Annotated in this window: 19 protein-coding genes and 1 tRNA gene; 8 read left to right on the forward strand and 12 right to left on the reverse strand. The window is 54.0% G+C overall.

Features of this window, described 5'->3' with window-relative positions; genetic code table 11:
- The 3 genes from WCE46_RS03600 to WCE46_RS03610 all read right to left on the reverse strand — a co-directional run.
- Positions 1-315 (reverse strand): ZPR1 zinc finger domain-containing protein (locus WCE46_RS03600; protein WP_424732336.1); only part of this gene is annotated, 315 nt, incomplete at its 3' end.
- A gap of 4 nt (positions 316-319) precedes the next feature.
- Positions 320-688, reverse strand: a complete 369-nt coding sequence (locus tag WCE46_RS03605; RefSeq protein WP_373006920.1) for a cell division protein SepF — start codon at positions 686-688, stop codon at positions 320-322.
- A gap of 92 nt (positions 689-780) precedes the next feature.
- Positions 781-1,278, reverse strand: a complete 498-nt coding sequence (locus tag WCE46_RS03610; RefSeq protein ID WP_424732337.1) for an RNA-binding protein — start codon at positions 1,276-1,278, stop codon at positions 781-783.
- Positions 1,279-1,497: 219 nt separating this feature from the next.
- On the opposite strand from WCE46_RS03610, the gene WCE46_RS03615 reads away from it, so the two are divergent.
- The 4 genes from WCE46_RS03615 to WCE46_RS03630 all read left to right on the forward strand — a co-directional run bounded on the left by WCE46_RS03615 (position 1,498) and on the right by WCE46_RS03630 (position 4,142).
- A complete protein-coding gene (locus WCE46_RS03615) occupies positions 1,498-1,728 on the forward strand; it encodes an LSM domain-containing protein (protein ID WP_011991105.1) in 231 nt (76 codons plus the stop codon).
- 11 nt (positions 1,729-1,739) lie between these two features.
- Entirely contained in the window at positions 1,740-1,922 is a 183-nt protein-coding gene (locus WCE46_RS03620; RefSeq protein ID WP_424732338.1) for a 50S ribosomal protein L37e, read from the forward strand.
- A gap of 9 nt (positions 1,923-1,931) precedes the next feature.
- Positions 1,932-3,362 carry an amidophosphoribosyltransferase gene (gene purF / locus WCE46_RS03625; RefSeq protein ID WP_424732339.1) on the forward strand — a complete coding sequence of 477 codons (1,431 nt, stop codon included), beginning with the start codon at positions 1,932-1,934 and terminating at the stop codon, positions 3,360-3,362.
- A gap of 105 nt (positions 3,363-3,467) precedes the next feature.
- On the forward strand, positions 3,468-4,142 hold the full coding sequence (locus WCE46_RS03630; protein WP_424732340.1) for a class I SAM-dependent methyltransferase: 675 nt from the start codon (positions 3,468-3,470) through the stop codon (positions 4,140-4,142).
- Between the two features lie 81 nt (positions 4,143-4,223).
- Here the strand turns inward: WCE46_RS03630 and WCE46_RS03635 are convergent.
- Positions 4,224-4,298: transfer RNA gene (locus WCE46_RS03635), tRNA-Met, on the reverse strand.
- A 117-nt stretch (positions 4,299-4,415) separates the two neighbouring features.
- On the opposite strand from WCE46_RS03635, the gene trxA reads away from it, so the two are divergent.
- Positions 4,416-4,817 carry a thioredoxin gene (gene trxA, locus WCE46_RS03640; protein ID WP_424732341.1) on the forward strand — a complete coding sequence of 134 codons (402 nt, stop codon included), beginning with the start codon at positions 4,416-4,418 and terminating at the stop codon, positions 4,815-4,817.
- A gap of 80 nt (positions 4,818-4,897) precedes the next feature.
- Here the strand turns inward: trxA and WCE46_RS03645 are convergent, their stop codons facing one another.
- Together WCE46_RS03645 and WCE46_RS03650 are read right to left on the reverse strand one after the other, a co-directional pair.
- Positions 4,898-5,167 carry a hypothetical protein gene (locus WCE46_RS03645; RefSeq protein WP_424732342.1) on the reverse strand — a complete coding sequence of 90 codons (270 nt, stop codon included), beginning with the start codon at positions 5,165-5,167 and terminating at the stop codon, positions 4,898-4,900.
- 149 nt (positions 5,168-5,316) lie between these two features.
- A complete protein-coding gene (locus WCE46_RS03650; protein ID WP_424732343.1) occupies positions 5,317-5,865 on the reverse strand; it encodes a hypothetical protein in 549 nt (182 codons plus the stop codon).
- Positions 5,866-6,024: 159 nt separating this feature from the next.
- Here WCE46_RS03650 and WCE46_RS03655 point away from each other — a divergent pair, with 159 nt between their 5' ends.
- Positions 6,025-7,566, forward strand: coding sequence for a class I adenylate-forming enzyme family protein (locus WCE46_RS03655; RefSeq protein WP_424732344.1), 1,542 nt, complete (start codon positions 6,025-6,027; stop codon positions 7,564-7,566).
- A 93-nt stretch (positions 7,567-7,659) separates the two neighbouring features.
- Entirely contained in the window at positions 7,660-8,280 is a 621-nt protein-coding gene (locus tag WCE46_RS03660; protein WP_424732345.1) for an RAD55 family ATPase, read from the forward strand.
- Positions 8,281-8,330: 50 nt separating this feature from the next.
- Here the strand turns inward: WCE46_RS03660 and WCE46_RS03665 are convergent, their stop codons facing one another.
- Together WCE46_RS03665 and aspS are read right to left on the reverse strand one after the other, a co-directional pair.
- A complete protein-coding gene (locus WCE46_RS03665; RefSeq protein WP_424732346.1) occupies positions 8,331-9,233 on the reverse strand; it encodes a methionine synthase in 903 nt (300 codons plus the stop codon).
- Positions 9,230-10,522 carry an aspartate--tRNA(Asn) ligase gene (aspS, locus tag WCE46_RS03670; RefSeq protein WP_424732347.1) on the reverse strand — a complete coding sequence of 431 codons (1,293 nt, stop codon included), beginning with the start codon at positions 10,520-10,522 and terminating at the stop codon, positions 9,230-9,232. Before aspS ends, WCE46_RS03665 begins: the two co-directional genes overlap by 4 nt.
- A gap of 232 nt (positions 10,523-10,754) precedes the next feature.
- Here aspS and WCE46_RS03675 point away from each other — a divergent pair, with 232 nt between their 5' ends.
- Positions 10,755-11,219 (forward strand): hypothetical protein, encoded by a 465-nt coding sequence (locus WCE46_RS03675; RefSeq protein WP_424732348.1) that lies wholly within the window; start codon positions 10,755-10,757, stop codon positions 11,217-11,219.
- 122 nt (positions 11,220-11,341) lie between these two features.
- Here the strand turns inward: WCE46_RS03675 and WCE46_RS03680 are convergent, their stop codons facing one another.
- The 4 genes from WCE46_RS03680 to ruvA form a co-directional block, all read right to left on the reverse strand.
- A complete protein-coding gene (locus WCE46_RS03680; protein ID WP_424732349.1) occupies positions 11,342-12,256 on the reverse strand; it encodes a polyphosphate kinase 2 family protein in 915 nt (304 codons plus the stop codon).
- A gap of 266 nt (positions 12,257-12,522) precedes the next feature.
- Positions 12,523-13,557 carry a PhoU domain-containing protein gene (locus WCE46_RS03685; protein WP_424732350.1) on the reverse strand — a complete coding sequence of 345 codons (1,035 nt, stop codon included), beginning with the start codon at positions 13,555-13,557 and terminating at the stop codon, positions 12,523-12,525.
- Between the two features lie 1,196 nt (positions 13,558-14,753).
- A complete protein-coding gene (gene ruvB / locus WCE46_RS03690; protein WP_424732351.1) occupies positions 14,754-15,761 on the reverse strand; it encodes a Holliday junction branch migration DNA helicase RuvB in 1,008 nt (335 codons plus the stop codon).
- Positions 15,758-16,363 (reverse strand): Holliday junction branch migration protein RuvA, encoded by a 606-nt coding sequence (gene ruvA / locus WCE46_RS03695; RefSeq protein ID WP_424732352.1) that lies wholly within the window; start codon positions 16,361-16,363, stop codon positions 15,758-15,760. Before ruvA ends, ruvB begins: the two co-directional genes overlap by 4 nt.
- Positions 16,364-16,436: the final 73 nt, after the last annotated feature.

The following is a 16,436-nucleotide window of genomic DNA, read 5'->3' on the forward strand; positions in this document are numbered from 1 at the left end:
GCCCTCGACATTGGTAACAAATCCCTCGCAGGCCGGGCCCGGATCGATCCGGCCGCCGAGCTCCGGGATCTCGAGCATTCCGGTCATGCTCCGCACCACCCGGACATCGAGGTCTTCTTTTGTCGTCACCGCCAGTTCGTACCGCACCGGCCCGGCATTTTTGAGCATCTGGGTATCGACATACCGGTACCCGCAGGACGGGCACGTTGCAGAAATAATGAGAATATCAGAAAAATAGGGAATATTTTCCGTCTGGTAGAGATATTCTATTTCAGTATTGCAGTATGGACACGGTCCCGGAACGATCGTGCGCAAAGGGTTATGCCCCGCCAATCTTGTCGCGCGAGATCTTCACGGACATCGGTGTGAGAACGACGTACCGCTGGTCGCCGAGGCCGATGATATCCCCGTTGACATCCTTTGCGACTTCCTTTAAGTCCTTTAAGACACGCTCATAGGAGATTTTGTCCATTTTCAGGCGCGAAATATCGACGATCACGATATTCCCGTTGTAAACTTCATCCTTGACCCGGGGAGTGTCCTTGAGATCTGCAATCGTTGCGATCTTTACGAGAAGCGCAGGAGAACCGCTGCCGTGTTCCTCGTAGGAGCTGAGGTCGAGTTCCATATAATCATCGTCGGAACTGGTGGCATTTTTCCCCAAAAGTGTGTCTATGATCTTAACCATAAAAAAACTGTACGAAGAAAATTATTTAATGGTATCGATGTAAAGGGCAGAAATAGCCTGATTTTCCAGCCTTTTTTTACATTTCAAAAATATTACAGTTCAAGGTTCCAGAGTTCATCGCCGACATGATGGAAATTTTTGCACATCTTTCCTTGTGCGCTCGCCCGGATTGCCGGGCCGTCCATGAGCGCGACCCCGATCGCCAGCGGCTTTTTATGCCGTTCGTCAGCGATCTGGACCGGGCTCCCTGCCACGATGTCATCGCTGACGGCAACGATCCCCGGCCGCATCACATCTGCGCCGTTTACCACGTACGGGATTGCACCGGCATCGACGGTGATCATCCGCTCGGGGAACGGGCACTGGACGGCCCCTTTGAGCGTGGGAAAAACCCAGTCCCCGGTGTCCATCAGGAGCGGTTTTTTGTTCACAAGATAGAGCGCGACTGCCGCATTCGTTTCCAGAATCTCGATCATATCGGCATGGAAGAGCGCGGCTGATGGCCCGATCTGGAGCGCGAGCCGGTCAAGGAGGTCTTCTGCCTGGCTCTTCCGGATGGAATGCCGTTTTTTCACGATAATTTTTTTCATTGTTCCGCTCCTACATTCTCCCGGGCAAGTGCTAAAATTTTTCCCCGGCTTCGCATACGTGTCCGGACGTTGCCGGCATTCCCCCGGGGATCGTGGTCACGGTGCACATGACCCCCTTGTATCAGAAACCTTCTTGACCCATGCAGATCTACGCTATGTTTAAGTAGAGTGCTCACGCACATATATTACTCCAGAGCGATGGTAATACAGGGTATGAGTATGACCAAAAGACCGTTGGATATTTTAGATCTGGTGCTGAACCGCCAGCCCGTTATCGTCTCCCTCAAAGGCGGGAGAGAGATCCGGGGAGTTCTTCAGGGTTACGATGTTCATATGAACCTCGTCCTTGACAAGGCTGAGGAAACAGAGAACGGGCAGGTTGTAAAGGTAGGCACGCTTATCGTCCGTGGAGATAACGTGATCTATATCTCGCCATCGCTGGAATCATAAGGTGAAATAACATGACAAAAGGCACACCGTCAATGGGTAAGATGAACAAGATGACCCACATCGCCTGCCGGCGATGTGGTAAGATCTCGTTCCACGCCCAGAAGAAAGTCTGCTCTTCCTGCGGGTTTGGCAGAAGCACCAAGATGCAAAACTTCAAGTGGCACAGCAAGAGACCAAAAACTCCGACGCATTAGAGCAGAACCATGTGTGGTATCGTTGGCATCGTCGATGCTGGCGGTGTTTCCATCCAGCTTTACTATGCCATGTATGCGCTCCAGCATCGTGGCCAGGAAAGCGCCGGAATATCCACGTTTGACGGGACAAGTCTCTGCAAGTTCAAGGGGCAGGGGCTCGTCGCAGATGTTTTTTCCCCCTCTGTTTTAAAAGATCTTAAAGGTCAGGCAGGCATTGGTCATGTGCGGTACCCGACGACCGGCGCAAACCTGCCTGAGAACATCCAGCCGTTGAATTTCCAGTTTCAGGATCATTTTATCTCCGTTGCCCATAACGGGAACCTGGTCAACACCTGTGAGATCCGGCGGGAGTACGAGCAGGCGGGTCAGATCTTTACGACCACGACCGATACGGAGATCATCGCGAAGATCTTAATCGAGGAGATCAGTACCTCGGGCTCCGTGGAGGACGCAGTGCATCTCTGCATGAAACGGATGCAGGGCTCGTACTCGGTCGTGATCATGATCGACGGCGTCATCTACGCATTCCGCGATCCTCTCGGCATCAAGCCGTTCTGTCTTGGGAAGATCGAGAAAGGCTACATCGTGGCATCCGAGAGCGTGGCGGTCGATGCGCTGGGGGGAAAATTCCTCCGCGATGTGAAACCCGGCGAACTGATCCGGATGGACAGCGACGGTGTCCGGTGCACGCAGATCGCGGTTGCGGGCAGGCGGGCCCACTGCATCTTCGAGTACATCTATTTTGCTCGGGCGGATGCCGTGATGGACGGCGTGCTCGTGTACGATGTGCGGCGGACGATCGGCCAGAAACTCCACGAAGAGGCTCCGGTAAACGCGGATTCGGTCTGCTCGGTACCGGACTCCGGGACTGCCTACGCGATCGGGTACGCGGAACGGTCCCGGATACCGTTCGTGGAGAGCCTCATGAAAAACCGGTACATGGGCCGGACCTTTATCATGCCGACGCAACAGGCACGGGAGCGGGCCGTCCGGATCAAGCTCAACCCGATCCCGGGGCACCTGAAGAACAAGTCGGTCGTCCTTGTCGATGACAGCATCGTGCGGGGCACGACTTCGAAGAGGATTATCGAGATGATGCGGGATGCGGGTGCACGCGAGGTACATATGCGGATCGGTTCCCCGGCGATCAAGGCGCCCTGTTACCTTGGCGTCGATATGCCGACCCGGAAGGAGCTGATTGCGAGCGATAAGATGGAGGATGACGTCCGGCGTGCCATCACGGCGACGTCGCTTCACCACATATCACTTGACGCGCTCGTAAAAGCCATAGGGTTCGATCGTGAGGATCTCTGTACCGGGTGCCTTACCGGATGCTATCCGCTGCCCATTGAAGGGGAAACAGCGAATCCTCGACAGGTTGATTTTGTGGATGATACATTCCAGTCAAAGCTCGAGTCGTTCGAAGCGGAAAGTTCGTAATAATTTCTTTTTCCCATCCCCTCTTTTTGTATCATATTTTTGTGCCTTAACGGACAATCCGGTGTAAGGGTCGGGTATATCTTTACCGGTCACGGGTGCGGGACCATGGATCACATAAGAAAAGCCTTCGATGAGATTGCAACAGGATACGATGCCCAGCGGGAGTTTATTATTCCTGACATGCGGCAGTTTTACGGCGTGGCGGTTTGGGCTGCCGGAAGTCCCTCCGTCTCGCCAGCAATTCTTGATGTCGGTGCCGGTACCGGGCTTTTGAGCGCACTGCTTCTTGAAAAGTATCCCTCCGCGACCCTTACCCTCCTTGATATCTCCGACAGGATGCTTGCCGTAGCCCGGGAACGGTTCCGCGACCACCCGGCTGTCCGGTTCAGTTCCGGCGATTATTCCCGGGTGGATCTCGGCGGCCCCTACGATCTCGTCTGCTCCGCCCTTTCAATTCACCATCTCGAACCGGGAGACAAGTGCCGGCTTTTTGCCCGGATATTTTCTGTTCTTAAACCCGGCGGGATCTTTGTAAACGCCGATCAGGCTGAGGGCGAGTCGCCGTACTTCACCGGGAAGTACCGGGAGTACTGGGATGAATTTCTCAAAAACGGGCCGCTTGCCTCAACGGAGTCTGCGGAGATCCGCCGGCGCCGGGACACGCTGGACAAAAACGAGAAACTTTCTGTGCAGATTGCGTGGCTGCACGGGGCCGGTTTTTCCGATGTAGATGTCGTGTACAAAAACCGGAATTTTATCGTGACCGTTGCACGGAAATGACACGTCTCACTCCTGCATCTGCAGGATTGATCCGGTACAGACACGAGCACCTGACAGTTCCCGGGGTGTAAAAAGAAAAAGTAGCGAGGGATGGATTTGAACCATCGATCTACGGGTTATGAGCCCGTCGGGATATCCTGACTACCCTACCTCGCTTCCTATAATCAGGGTTATAATATAGATGGCAGGCGCTGATATACTTTACTCCCATGACAGTCGGAACAACCGTCCTGTTCGCTAACTTCAATTATCAGTGACTCCCTATTTTCACCCATGGACGATACCGAGCTGAACGATATCCGTGAGAAACGGATGGCAGCACTCAAAGAGAAGATGGAGCACCAGAGAGTTTCCGGTGGCGTGATCGTGGTCGACCAGATGCACATCGAAGAACTTCTCAGGAACCACCCGGCCCTTGTTATCGATTTCTGGGCCGAGTGGTGCGGGCCATGCCGCCGGGTCGGCCCCGTCATTGACGAACTTGCCCAGGAATTTGCCGGGAAAGTCACGTTCGGAAAATGCAACACGGATGAGAACCAGCAGCTTTCCGGGCAGCTCAACATCTCGGCGATCCCGAATATTGTATTCTTTTCAAATGGCAGGATGGTCGACCGGGTGATAGGGGCATACCCAAAGGAAGCGATCCGGGAGAAGATTATACGGAATTTTCCATGAGCGATCCGGGGCGATTTTGCGGGAAGGCATTCCAGCCGGATCTCAATTTTCCCCGTTAAAAAAGTGTTCCTGATGCTGTTTTATTCGCAATACGGATCGTTTAAAAATTCTTCGTAAACTTTCTTTGTCGGCCTGCCACCGCGGTGGCCCCCGTGCGACCGATGCTGGGACTCTGCATGTTCTTCTTCACTATCTGCCGCATCGAGATTTTCCCCGGCCGGCTCCTGTGGCCGCTGCTCTGCCGCCGGGCGGGGAGGCTGGTTGTGGTGATCCCGTGTGGGGGGGTGGTGATATGGGCCCCGTTCGTGGTGCTGGCGGGGTGGTTGTTCCTGATGCGTTTCCTCAGCCATAGATATCAGTTATCATACGGGTCAGGATACAGAAAAAACTTGTTGTTACCGGTCCGGCACCCGGGCACGGTATGCATCAATCTGCCGGAACGAGGAGCGATACCCGTCACAGTACCGGTGCGGTCAATAGCGGGAGCAGGTCACTCGGGCTACAGCGTCCCTTCCTGAATCTCGATAAGGAGGGCACCCAGTTCCTCGACAACTTTCGTCAGGTCCGGGCCAACTGTGAGGGTTGGCCTGATATTTTCGAACTCCCCGACCGGGAGAACCCAGGCAGTTCCCCAGACCTCGAACCGGAACAGGTGCTTTTTCCAGAAAATGCCCGTAACAAGTAGGATTATCCCCAGAATACTGCACGCTATCCCGCCCATCTCAAAGAGCGTGTTCCCGGAGAGACCGATGACGGTGGTTAGGATCCCTGCAAGAAGGATGACAATCCCAAGCGCGATGAGACCGATCCGTGACCTCGCTGATTGTACAACGCCGACTCCCCTGATGTCAGTAAGACTGACCTGCTGGAAGAGTGATTCTGTTTTTCCATCAAAGAAATTCCTGACAGAAGAATAGGCAATAAGCCGTTTGCTGGTCACGGCGAGGCTGACCTTTGCCTTCACCGGAAAATACATCCGGAAACCGTCATACTCCTTGATCAGGGTTTCATTCTGTGCAAACCCGATAAAATTACGAATATCTGCCATGTCCGCACTGATCCATTATCTGGTACTTTTGGTACGCAATTATTACAAAATTGTGGTCGGATGTAATGATTGTTGCCTGTTTATCCACAACCGGATCCATAAAATGAACATGTATATACATCAACGTCAAATTCGTATCATCAGATCGGACCGGCGGACATGTCTAACGTTACCACGCTCCTTGATGCAAAGAGTGTTCCCGAGGCAAAGGCGGCGCTCATCTGCCCGTCTCGGAACGAGATCTACAGTTACCACAAGCTCCGCGAGGAGATGAACCGCGTCGGGAGCGGTCTTTCCCGGCTCGGGATAAAAAAAGGCGACCGGGTCTGCATCTATCTGGACAGTTCGCCCGAGTACCTGATCAGCTATTTTGCGATCTGGCGTATCGGTGCCGTAGCCGTCCCCACAAACATCGTGTACAAGGGTGAGGAACTGCTGTATGCGGTCAACGATGCCGGTGCATGTGCGATCATCACGGATGTGCAGGGCGCCGGTGTTGTGGCTGAAATACGGGACAAGGCCCCGGCCCTTGTCTCTGTCATCTGCGTTGGGGGAACAGGGAACGGTGTTGTCGCGTGGGCATCGTTTCCCCCGGCACCCGCATCAATGCGCGCAGTCAACTGCGCGATGGATGACCTCTGTCACCTCCAGTACACGGCCGGCACGACGGGTAAGCCCAAGGGTGCCAAGCTCACTCACGCAAACTGGATGACGGCGCTCGATGCGGAAAGGGAGGCCCTCCGGCTCAGGCCTGACGATGTTTATCTTGGGATCTACCCGATGGGGCACGTCGGTTTGTCGTGGGGGCTTTCCGTCCTGCGGGCGGGGGGGACCTTTGTGATGATGGAAAGATTCGATGCGGAGCATTACCTTGCTCTTGCCGAACGCTACAACGTGACTGTTCTTGCCGGGATGCCCCCGGTGATCCACACGCTTGTCCACAGCGCCCTGGGTACAGAAGCCCGGCTCCGCACCGCCCGGCTCATCATCTCGGGCGGGGGTCAGCTTCTTCCTGCAATATGGGAGGCATTTGACAAACGGTTCCATATCCCGGTAGCAAACTCGTACGGGCTTTCCGAGACGATTGTCATTGGTTCAGGCACGACCACCCTGCCCGAGTACCCCGATCTGACCCGGCACTACCAGAGCGTGGGAGTCGCGGTCGGGTACACTGAAGTTAAGATCGTGGATGCTGACGATCCGGAGACCGAGATGCTGCCGGGAGAGGCTGGTGAGATCGCCCTTCGCGGGCCGTCCGTTGCACAAGGGTACTGGAACCTTCCCGAGGCAACCACAGCGGTCTTCCGCCATGACGGCTGGTTCCTGACCGGCGATGTCGGGTACATGGACGCGGACGGCATCCTCTACATCACCGACCGGAAAAAAGACATGATCATCATGTCGGGCTGGAAGATCTACCCGACCGAAGTGGAGAACGTGATCATCCAGCACCCGGCGGTGGCGGATGTGGCGGTCTTTGGCGTCCCCGATGAGCGAAAAGGAGAAATGCCGGTCGCCGCGGTCGTTGTAAAATCAGGCGCCACGCTGTCGGAACCGGATCTCGAATCGTTCTGCCGCGTCCACCTTGCCGGCTACAAGGTCCCGCGCCGGCTCATCCTCGTGGATGCCCTTCCCCGGGTGCACGGCTGGAAACTCCTGCGCCGGACCCTGAGGGAAAAATTCGGAAAAATCAGGTCCTAAAGAGGAATTGCGGAAATATTCTGCGACAGAACGGATGAATTTCCACAAACTTTTTAAATATACGGTCATTAATATTAGCCGGAGCATCCCAAAGTGGATACAAAAAGCCAGATCGTTGACATCCCGATTTCGGGGAGGCCAAAGAAGCGATCTACCGGTATTGTCGGTCTCAACCTCCTGCTGGACGGTGGGTTTCCGGAAGGAGCGATCATCATGGTGTACGGGACGCCACTTGCCGGTGTCGACCTCGCAGCGATGCAGTTCTGGAAGGTCGAAGGCGAGGAGGGCACGTACCTGATGAACGACGGGGACGTGGAGGTGGGCATGGTTGATGCAGGCGATCTCCACCCCGATATGTATCTCCCCCAGATGATTGGCGGCAGGATAGTCATTGATTCACTTTCCACTATTATTATCAAGTACGGGATCGACACAGCGCTGAAATTTTTGCGACATTCACGGGAGGAGATGCGAAAACGCGGTGCGAACCTGATGTTCGTCGTCTATACCAATATCCATCCCCCGGTCGAGATGACCCGGATCATGCGTGCATCAGATCTCGTGATAGAATTCAAAACCGATGTAAGCCAGAGCGAGATCGAGCGGACGCTTGCCGTCCACAAGATCCGGGACGCCGCCGCCCCTCAGCGCCTGCTGCCCTTTATCATCACGGAAAACGGGATTGAAGCATCGACAACTTCGAGAGTCGTATAGAAAAGATCTTTTTTGGGATTTTTTATTTTTTAATGAATCTGTCTAATGGGTTATAGCGCGAGCCGTACTTCCTTTGCAGCCTGTGCCATATTCTTGAGTTTCCAGAATGCCGCCTCGCGGGATCGCATCCGCAGGCCACAGTCAGGATCCACAAGCATCGTTTTGGCACCGAAGACCTCGACCCCTTTCTCGATCCGTTTTTTTATCTCCGCGACCGTCTCCACGGCTTCCGATGTGGAATCCATGCAGCCGTACCCGATCATCCGACCTGCCAGATCACGTGACCCGAACAGCCCCAGGTTGGCAGGATTCTTCGAAAACTCGAAGTCCAGCACGTTCACGTTGATCTTCAGGATGTCATCGATAACGTTTTCGAGCCCGCCGCAGACATGCATGCAGGTCGGGACTTTAATGGCTCCGACGATCAGATCGATTGCCTGCTTTCCCACGGCAAGATCCGCGACGCCGGTCGAGAAGATGGGCTCGTCGATCTGGATTAAGGTGACACCAGCGGCTTCGAGATATCGTGCCTCCACAGCCAATGCTGCCGCAATATCAAGCGCAAGTTCCTCCCGGTTTCTGTACATCGGTGTGCTGATGTGGAGACCATGGGCAAGTGTCGAGGGACCGGTGATGATACCCTTGACGTAAGGGGATTTTGAGCGGGCATACTTTGTATCTGCCACGGTAATCGGTCCTGACGCCGGCTGGATCTTGCCGATTACATCCTGGCCTTTGATCCCGGGGAGTTTACCGGAAAATGCCTGGATCATGTCGCCCCTGACCTGACCGTCAGAGATGATATCGATCCCGGCCGCGAGCTGGTCGGAGACCGCAGTCTCGACCGCAGATTTCAGGGGATCAAAAAGAGTTTTCAGGCCGGAGCCTTTTACCACGGGGTAACTCCCGACAACGGTTGTCGCTAAAACCTTGTTGATGAAATACGCCTTCATGGGACGAGCCGGTGCATATCACGCGGGAACAGGACTGCTTCACGGACGTTTGAGAGCCCGAGCATGGTCATGATCAGTCGTTCGGCACCAAGACCCCATCCTGCGTGGGGGGGCATCCCGTACCTGAACGGGCGCAGGTAGAACTCGAAACTTTCGGGGTTGAGGCCCTTCTTTTTGATCTGCTGCACGAGCAGGTCGTACTGGTGGATACGCTCTGCGCCACTCGATAGTTCCATCCTCGGGTGCATGAGGTCGAATGCCTTGCAGATGGACGGATCGTCTTCGTAGGGCATCGCATAGTAGGGCCGGATCTCGGTAGGCCAGTCGGTGATGAAGTAGTGTGCTCCCATCTCGTCACCGATCACGTGTTCTGCCGCAGCGCTGATATCATCGCCGTACTTGATCGGATCACTGCACGTTTTCTGTGCGATCCCGATAGCATCCCTGTAGGGTAACCGGGTAAACGGGGCCTTTGGCACGGCAAAGTCGGTCAGTTCGAGGTTTGCCAGCTGGTCGCCGCAGGACCTGTTCACGTATTCGTAGGTTTTGACGATCAGGTTTTCGAGGATCTTCATCACATCGTTGTGATCCGCGTACGAGACCTCGATATCGATACTTGTTGCCTCGTTGAGGTGTTTGGTGGTGTTGTGCTCCTCGGCCCGGAAGATCGGTCCGATCTCGACAACCTTCTCGAATCCGCCCGCCATCATCATCTGTTTGTAGAGCTGCGGACTCTGGTTCAAAAATGCCTCCTTGTCGAAATATGCAATCGGGAAGAGTTCTGTCCCGCCTTCGGTCGCTGCGGCGACAATCTTCGGGGTGGTGATGCTGATGAAATCTTCCTTGTGGAAGAAGTTGTTGACTGCATGCATCGCAGCGCTCCGGATCTGGAAGACCGCAGCGACCCGGGGCCTGCGCACGTCAAGGAACCGTGCATCGAGACGGGTATCGAGTTCCGCCCCGACTTTTTCGGAGACATCGAGGGGAAGCGGGGTCTCGGCGAGATTGATGATCTCAAAGGTGTCGGGAACAATTTCCCTGCCGCCCGGGGCCTTTTCTACTGCTTTTACCGTGCCGGCAATACGGACAACGGATTCACGCGAGACTTTCTTTGCAGCGGCAAGCACTGCTTCCGAAACTTTCTTTTTCGGGATGGTCACCTGGATGATACCGGTCCTGTCTCGGATCAAAAAGAACGCGAGCCCCCCGAGGTCTCTTTCCTCGTGGACCCATCCGCAGACTTCCGCATGGCCGGTTTCCGGCGTGACTGATTGTATGGGTATGCGCATCAAAATCGTAGTACTATTGGAAGGGGGGGATAATGGATTTTATGGGAAGGACCCGGGACCGGTCCTCCTGCCTCGCATTACTATGAGACGCCGGGAGAGTACTGCGTGTATCCCCGGACTGAAACGATCCGTCCGGGACCGTTTTTGACCCTACATGTTTATGGCCGAGTCTGGAGTACGTGATAGTATGACGGATCATCCCCCACATGTTGCTGTAAGAGATGACGGCCGCATGCAGAACAGAACAAAAATTTTGATCGGTGTCATTGTCGGTATCATCATTGTGATCATCGCTGCCGTGCTCCTTACCTTCAGCCTTACGGTCACGACCGGTGTTTCCGGAGAAAATCTCCCGTACGTGACCCATTATAATGTCGCGCTGCCGGACGGGGAAGCGGTGATGATCGGCAGCAGCCGGATCGCAGTAATGGCCTACAACAATTCGGTCACCACCGATGTTGACGGTAACCGCGAGCAGCTTGTCGTGGGCCAGACCCGGGTGATTAGCCCCCGTCACGCGAAGATTACGGTGCTCGGGATCCCGCTCTACAATGCCGATTTCCAGTTCACCCTACAGTACCTGGGCTCGACCGGGACCACAGATAATTTCGATCTGACGGTGAAGACTTCGCAGCAGGTGCCGACATTCCTCCTTGACCGGCTGATGCCGGCATCGGTGAATGCGAAGCTGGCGTAAAATGAAATGAGTGATGAGGAGACATGTTCCTCTCTCTCCACTCTTTTAAAGGCTGCTAAAAATACCCCCGAGATGAATATTCCCGGCGCCGGTCCCAAAAAAAGTATGTGGATCCGGTTTGATCATTCCTCTTCCAGATCCTTCTTCGCATCCATCAGATGTTTTATCTGATCGTCAGAGAACGTGGGATATGAAAGGTTCAGCCCATCGATGGCTGAAGTGATCGCTTCCGCGACAACTGTGCGGGCCATCCACTTGTGATCAGCGGGCACGACAAACCATGGTGCATATTTTGTTGACGTTGCACTAAGCATCTCTTCGTACGCGACCTGGTAATCGTCCCAGTACTGCCGCTCTGCGATATCCGCGACTGAAAATTTCCAATATTTCTCTTTGTGTGCGAGCCGGTCGAGCAGCCTCTTTTTCTGCTCGTCTTTTGAGATGTGGAGGAAAAATTTCAGGACGAGCGTACCGTTCCGGACCAAGTGCTTTTCAAAAGCGTTGATATCCTTATACCGTCCATCCCAGAACCCTTCCGAGTCCGGGCCGATCACTTTTGGGAGTTCTTCCATGCGTTCAGGGTGCACGTGTACGACAAGCACATCCTCATAGTAGGAACGGTTGAAGATGCCGATCATCCCGCGCTCGGGCAGCACCTTCTCGTACCTCCAGAGAAAGTCGTGTGCGTGATCCTCGGGCCCGGGAACCTTGAACGAATGTACATCGCACCCCTGCGGGTTCACACCGGACATCACGTGCCGGATCGTGCCGTCTTTTCCTGCTGTGTCCATCCCCTGCAGCACGATCAGGATACCGTACTGGTGGGAAGCGGCAAGGAGTTCCTGCGCTGCAAAGAGATCGTTTTGATCTTTTTCTAGGACCCCCATGAGAAGATTTTTTATTTCTCCTTCAGGCTGGTTCCTGAATGATTCGTGCTGCACCCAGTCTGTATCGTAATTTTTCAACCGGATTTTCTTTTCCGGCCCGACAATGAATTTTTTCAGGTATTTCCTGACTTTTGGCCCGTTGACGTCCATATCCTCATGCCCCTGTCATCTGTTGTCCGTAAAGGTTCAAAGGATTTCTTATGCGAGAGGCCCCTCACAGGTTGCCGGGAATCCGGATAAGCACCATGGGGTTTCCCGAATTTTTTTACTGCACTTGTGTCAGCGGACGAGAGTTCACAATACTTTTTGAAATTTTGCCTTTCCTCTATCGGCCACGTGTTTGACAGTTTAAAAAGGAAAATGTGCGATTGTGATGGTACTGTAACAAAAAAAAGACCGGGTATATGCGGGGAGGATCATTTCCCGGCGGGACGCCGGTGGAGTGAGCGGTCTTCCTCGACAATGTAATTGATCACGTTCTCGGAAATATCCGCAGAATATTCGCCGGCCCTGCGGATACTCTCAGCGACATAACTGATGGAAATCGCGGCAAGTGTCTCCTGTTTGAACGCCATATTGCTGATATCCCCACAGATATTTTCGAGTGCAGAGACCGACTCGATGGTCTTGTGAGCTTCCTTGATATCGGCATTGAAAAATGAGATAATGCTTTTGTCAAAGATGTTCATGGACATGGCGCTTGCCTTTTTTAACGCAGCAATGATTTTCGGATCAAGATCGATATCCATGGTTGGCTCGGCATTTTCGGCTATCCGCACGGCATGGTCACCGATCCGCTCGATGATCCTGCTGATGATGTAGTAGTACATGGCCATGCCGGTCGAGACCTCCATCTTGCGCGATAGGGATGGGTTCTGCATGATCATGTTCGTCTGGCGTGCAATTAGCCAGTTGAGCCGGTCCGAGTCAAGGTCACGGTTGATCACATCGGTAGCGAGGGCATGGTTGTGCGTTTCGAGCGCTGTTATGGCATCCACGTGCATGTTCCTGACGATCACAAACATGCGTTTGAGGGTATTGTCAAACGGCATCTCTGCCGGGTTGAGCAGGTCTTTTATTACAATGAGGGTATCGGTCTCCTCGACAATTTCCTGCCCGATGGTCATCTGGGTGAAGTCCCTCACGACCGAGCGGACGAACGGTGGAAACCGCTGTTTTGAGCTGATCCTTATCTCAGTAAAACCGGTTATATAAGTGCCAATGAGCATCCTGAAGAGGAAGGAGGGGTCGGTAATGTGCCCGATGTCTATCTCCTTTACCCGCTGAAGCGGCTCGTCTGTGGTTTTCTTTGTGACAAGCAGTGTTCCATCCGGCTGGACAATAAGACCGACAGGATCATTTTTCTTGATCCGCATCTCCTGTATCCAGTCTTTGGGAAGCGTAACGACAAACGATGACCCCCCGGTCATCTGGACCCGACGTAGTTCCATCTTTTTCCCACCCCTCAATCAGAGTTATATGGTGAATATACCTGTCTCTATCTGAACTTTTTTTGTATATATATCTGTATATTCTCCATCGAAAAACTGTTTATAAAACCGGGGCAATGGTAGGATCAGGATTACACAAAATTGTAAATATTGGGAGCGTGGATGAAAAAAGAGCGTGTGATTTTTATCAGTCATCGTTCCGATGAACGGGCCCCTGCAAGAACTGCCAAAAATGAAGAACCGGAACCATCCCCCGGAGTACCTGATATTATGACGGACAACCGGGGGTTGACGTATGTGGCAGTCAGGAATTGTGACCTCGAACGATTCAGTGTAAAATGATCCGGGGTGGAACCTGCCATGCTATGCCAGACCGGTGAATCAAACCCCGGGCGAACTATCCTGACACGTACCTGTCACAGAACCTGTACCAGAGACGGTCCTTTCATACTACCAGATCCCGACGATCTCAACGGACTTCGCGAATGGGTGACGGCAAAACGGATGTGTGAAGCGGCGAATGAAGAAAGATATGGGCGCATCTACACCGCTCCTTGGCGGATTGGATAACCAGGGATTTTGAAACACATCCCTCAAAAATATAAGGGATTTGCGCGATGCAAACCAATGAAATGCATCAGGATGATACCAAATCACGACAAAGCTGTTTTCTTTGATATGATCGTTCGTTCATTTCAACAAAGAGTTGAGCGTTTTATGTGAGAAAACTCATTGAAATGATTACCGTCGCCCCATCCCGATCCGGAAATTTATCAATATATCTCTGACGTATCTATATTCTATTTCGAAAAAGAATATATCTGGCCAAACCCAGTATTCAGGTATACAGGCCGGTGGGAACGGGCCAGATAGGACCATGACACGACTTCACAATGGGCTTTCAATCTTTTAAATTACGTATTTTTGCGGTACCGTTTCCCCGGCCTGTTGTTTGACGGTGAATATTGGTACACCTCCCGAACGGAATGGAAATCTCTTGCACCCCCCCATGAGATAGGCAGGGAGTGACGGGTAATACGTCTATTATCGTGGCCTGATCAGTAACGGACAGCCTCACCGGCCTCGGGACATGTGGGTCTGTTTGTTCAGTTTTTCGGAGAAATCCGCATCAAATCCCGTTTTTTTCCAAATCTGGCAGACTGGCCCGGAACAAAAACGTTCTCGTCCACTTTTTTTTAGAACAGCGTCTTCTGGGTGTGGTTCAGTTTGAGGTGTGCCAGTGCGGCAGGTGTCGTCTCCCGGCCCTGGGGTGTCCGCTTCACAAACCCGATCTGGATCAGGTACGGTTCGTAAACTTCTTCAATCGTCCTGACCTCTTCACCGACTGAGATCGCGATCGTCTTTGCCCCTACCGGGCCGCCGCCAAAATCATCCGCAATCACCGAGATGATGCGCCGGTCGATATCGTCAAGCCCGAGCTCGTCGATCTGGAGCAGTTCAAGACCTCCCCGTGCAATATCGGCGGTGATCGTCCCATCGCCTTTGACCACGGCAAAGTCCCGGACCCGCCTCAGGAGCCGGTTGCCTATTCTCGGGGTACCGCGGCTCCGGGCGGCAATCTCTGCCGCACCTTCCGGGGTGATTGGGATCTTCAGGAGTGCTGCACTCCGTGTCACAATCCTGACAAGATCCTCCGTGGAGTACAGGTTCAGGCGCACAAGGATCCCGAACCGGTCCCGGAACGGCGAGCTCAGGAGGCCCTGCCGTGTCGTCGCCCCGATCAGCGTGAAATGTTCGAGCGTCAGCTTGATCGAGCGGGCGCTGGGGCCCTCGCCAATCATCACATCGATAAAAAAATCCTCCATCGCCGGGTAGAGGATCTCCTCGATCACCGGGTTCATACGGTGGATCTCGTCGATGAAGAGCACGTCCCCATTCTGAAGTGCAGTCATAAGGGCGGCAATGTCCCCGGGTTTTTCCAGCACCGGGCCGGTCGTGGTTCGTATCGCCGCACCCATCTCGCGAGCAATAATATGCGCCAGCGTTGTCTTCCCGAGGCCCGGCGGCCCGGCAAACAAAATGTGGTCGATCGGCTCGCCCCGCTGCTGCGCTGCCTCAATTGCGATCCGGAGCGCATTTTTTGCCGGCTCCTGCCCGACAAATGCATCGAGCGTTGCCGGCCGGAGCGTAAGATCATCCTGCTCGTCGGGCGTGGGTTCCGGGGAGATGATCCGTTCGCTCACCGCCGCTCACCCTCCTTTAAGGTCACAAGCGCCGCCTTGATGAGGTCCTGGATGGTGGGCATCGTCATCTCCTTTGCCGCAGCTTTTACCGCATCATACGACGCCTGCCCGGCAAACCCGAGCGAGACAAGAGCGCTCGCGGCATCCCTGACAACCCGGTCTGATTTCCCGGCCGGTGAAAGCGCCATGGCGTCCTGCACTTTTTTCATCTTGTCCCGGAGTTCGAGGATCAGCCGCTTTGCGCTCTTTGGCCCGATGCCTGAGATCCGGGTCAGGCATTTTTCATCCCCGGAAAGGATCGCAAGGACAAAGTCCTCAAGGGATGTCTGGGAAAGGATATTGAGCGCGATCTGCGGGCCGATTCCCGAGACCCCGATGAGGATCGTGAAGAGTTCGAGTTCGCTTGTGTGCAGGAACCCGTACAGTGTAATTGCGTCCTCGCGCACGACCATGTACGTGTGGAGTGTCACCTTCCCGGGAGCACGGGCGATCTCACGGATCCCGGGCTCCGGTACGTGCACCCGGTAACCGACACCATTGACTTCCAGCACTACCCACCGGTCACCGGTTGCGACCGGCGTTCCGTCCAGATACGCGATCATTGTACTATCTCATGACGTGGATATGACATAAGGCAATCGAAAGGCCGTCTGCGGCGTCGTCCGGTGTGGGGAC

This window comes from Methanoregula sp., assembly GCF_049690535.1.
In the GTDB taxonomy this organism is placed as follows: domain Archaea; phylum Halobacteriota; class Methanomicrobia; order Methanomicrobiales; family Methanospirillaceae; genus Methanoregula.

Coding starts and splice junctions, on each gene's coding strand:
- WCE46_RS03650 (WP_424732343.1), bottom strand. CDS start 5,865: ATGGCAGATATTCGTAATTTTATCGGGTTTGCACAGAATGAAACCCTG.
- WCE46_RS03675 (WP_424732348.1), top strand. CDS start 10,755: ATGCAGAACAGAACAAAAATTTTGATCGGTGTCATTGTCGGTATCATC.
- ruvA (WP_424732352.1), bottom strand. CDS start 16,363: ATGATCGCGTATCTGGACGGAACGCCGGTCGCAACCGGTGACCGGTGG.
- aspS (WP_424732347.1), bottom strand. CDS start 10,522: ATGCGCATACCCATACAATCAGTCACGCCGGAAACCGGCCATGCGGAA.
- trxA (WP_424732341.1), top strand. CDS start 4,416: ATGGACGATACCGAGCTGAACGATATCCGTGAGAAACGGATGGCAGCA.
- WCE46_RS03655 (WP_424732344.1), top strand. CDS start 6,025: ATGTCTAACGTTACCACGCTCCTTGATGCAAAGAGTGTTCCCGAGGCA.
- WCE46_RS03630 (WP_424732340.1), top strand. CDS start 3,468: ATGGATCACATAAGAAAAGCCTTCGATGAGATTGCAACAGGATACGAT.
- WCE46_RS03620 (WP_424732338.1), top strand. CDS start 1,740: ATGACAAAAGGCACACCGTCAATGGGTAAGATGAACAAGATGACCCAC.
- WCE46_RS03615 (WP_011991105.1), top strand. CDS start 1,498: ATGACCAAAAGACCGTTGGATATTTTAGATCTGGTGCTGAACCGCCAG.
- WCE46_RS03605 (WP_373006920.1), bottom strand. CDS start 688: ATGGTTAAGATCATAGACACACTTTTGGGGAAAAATGCCACCAGTTCC.
- WCE46_RS03685 (WP_424732350.1), bottom strand. CDS start 13,557: ATGGAACTACGTCGGGTCCAGATGACCGGGGGGTCATCGTTTGTCGTT.
- WCE46_RS03610 (WP_424732337.1), bottom strand. CDS start 1,278: ATGAAAAAAATTATCGTGAAAAAACGGCATTCCATCCGGAAGAGCCAG.
- WCE46_RS03680 (WP_424732349.1), bottom strand. CDS start 12,256: ATGGACGTCAACGGGCCAAAAGTCAGGAAATACCTGAAAAAATTCATT.
- WCE46_RS03645 (WP_424732342.1), bottom strand. CDS start 5,167: ATGGCTGAGGAAACGCATCAGGAACAACCACCCCGCCAGCACCACGAA.
- purF (WP_424732339.1), top strand. CDS start 1,932: ATGTGTGGTATCGTTGGCATCGTCGATGCTGGCGGTGTTTCCATCCAG.
- WCE46_RS03665 (WP_424732346.1), bottom strand. CDS start 9,233: ATGAAGGCGTATTTCATCAACAAGGTTTTAGCGACAACCGTTGTCGGG.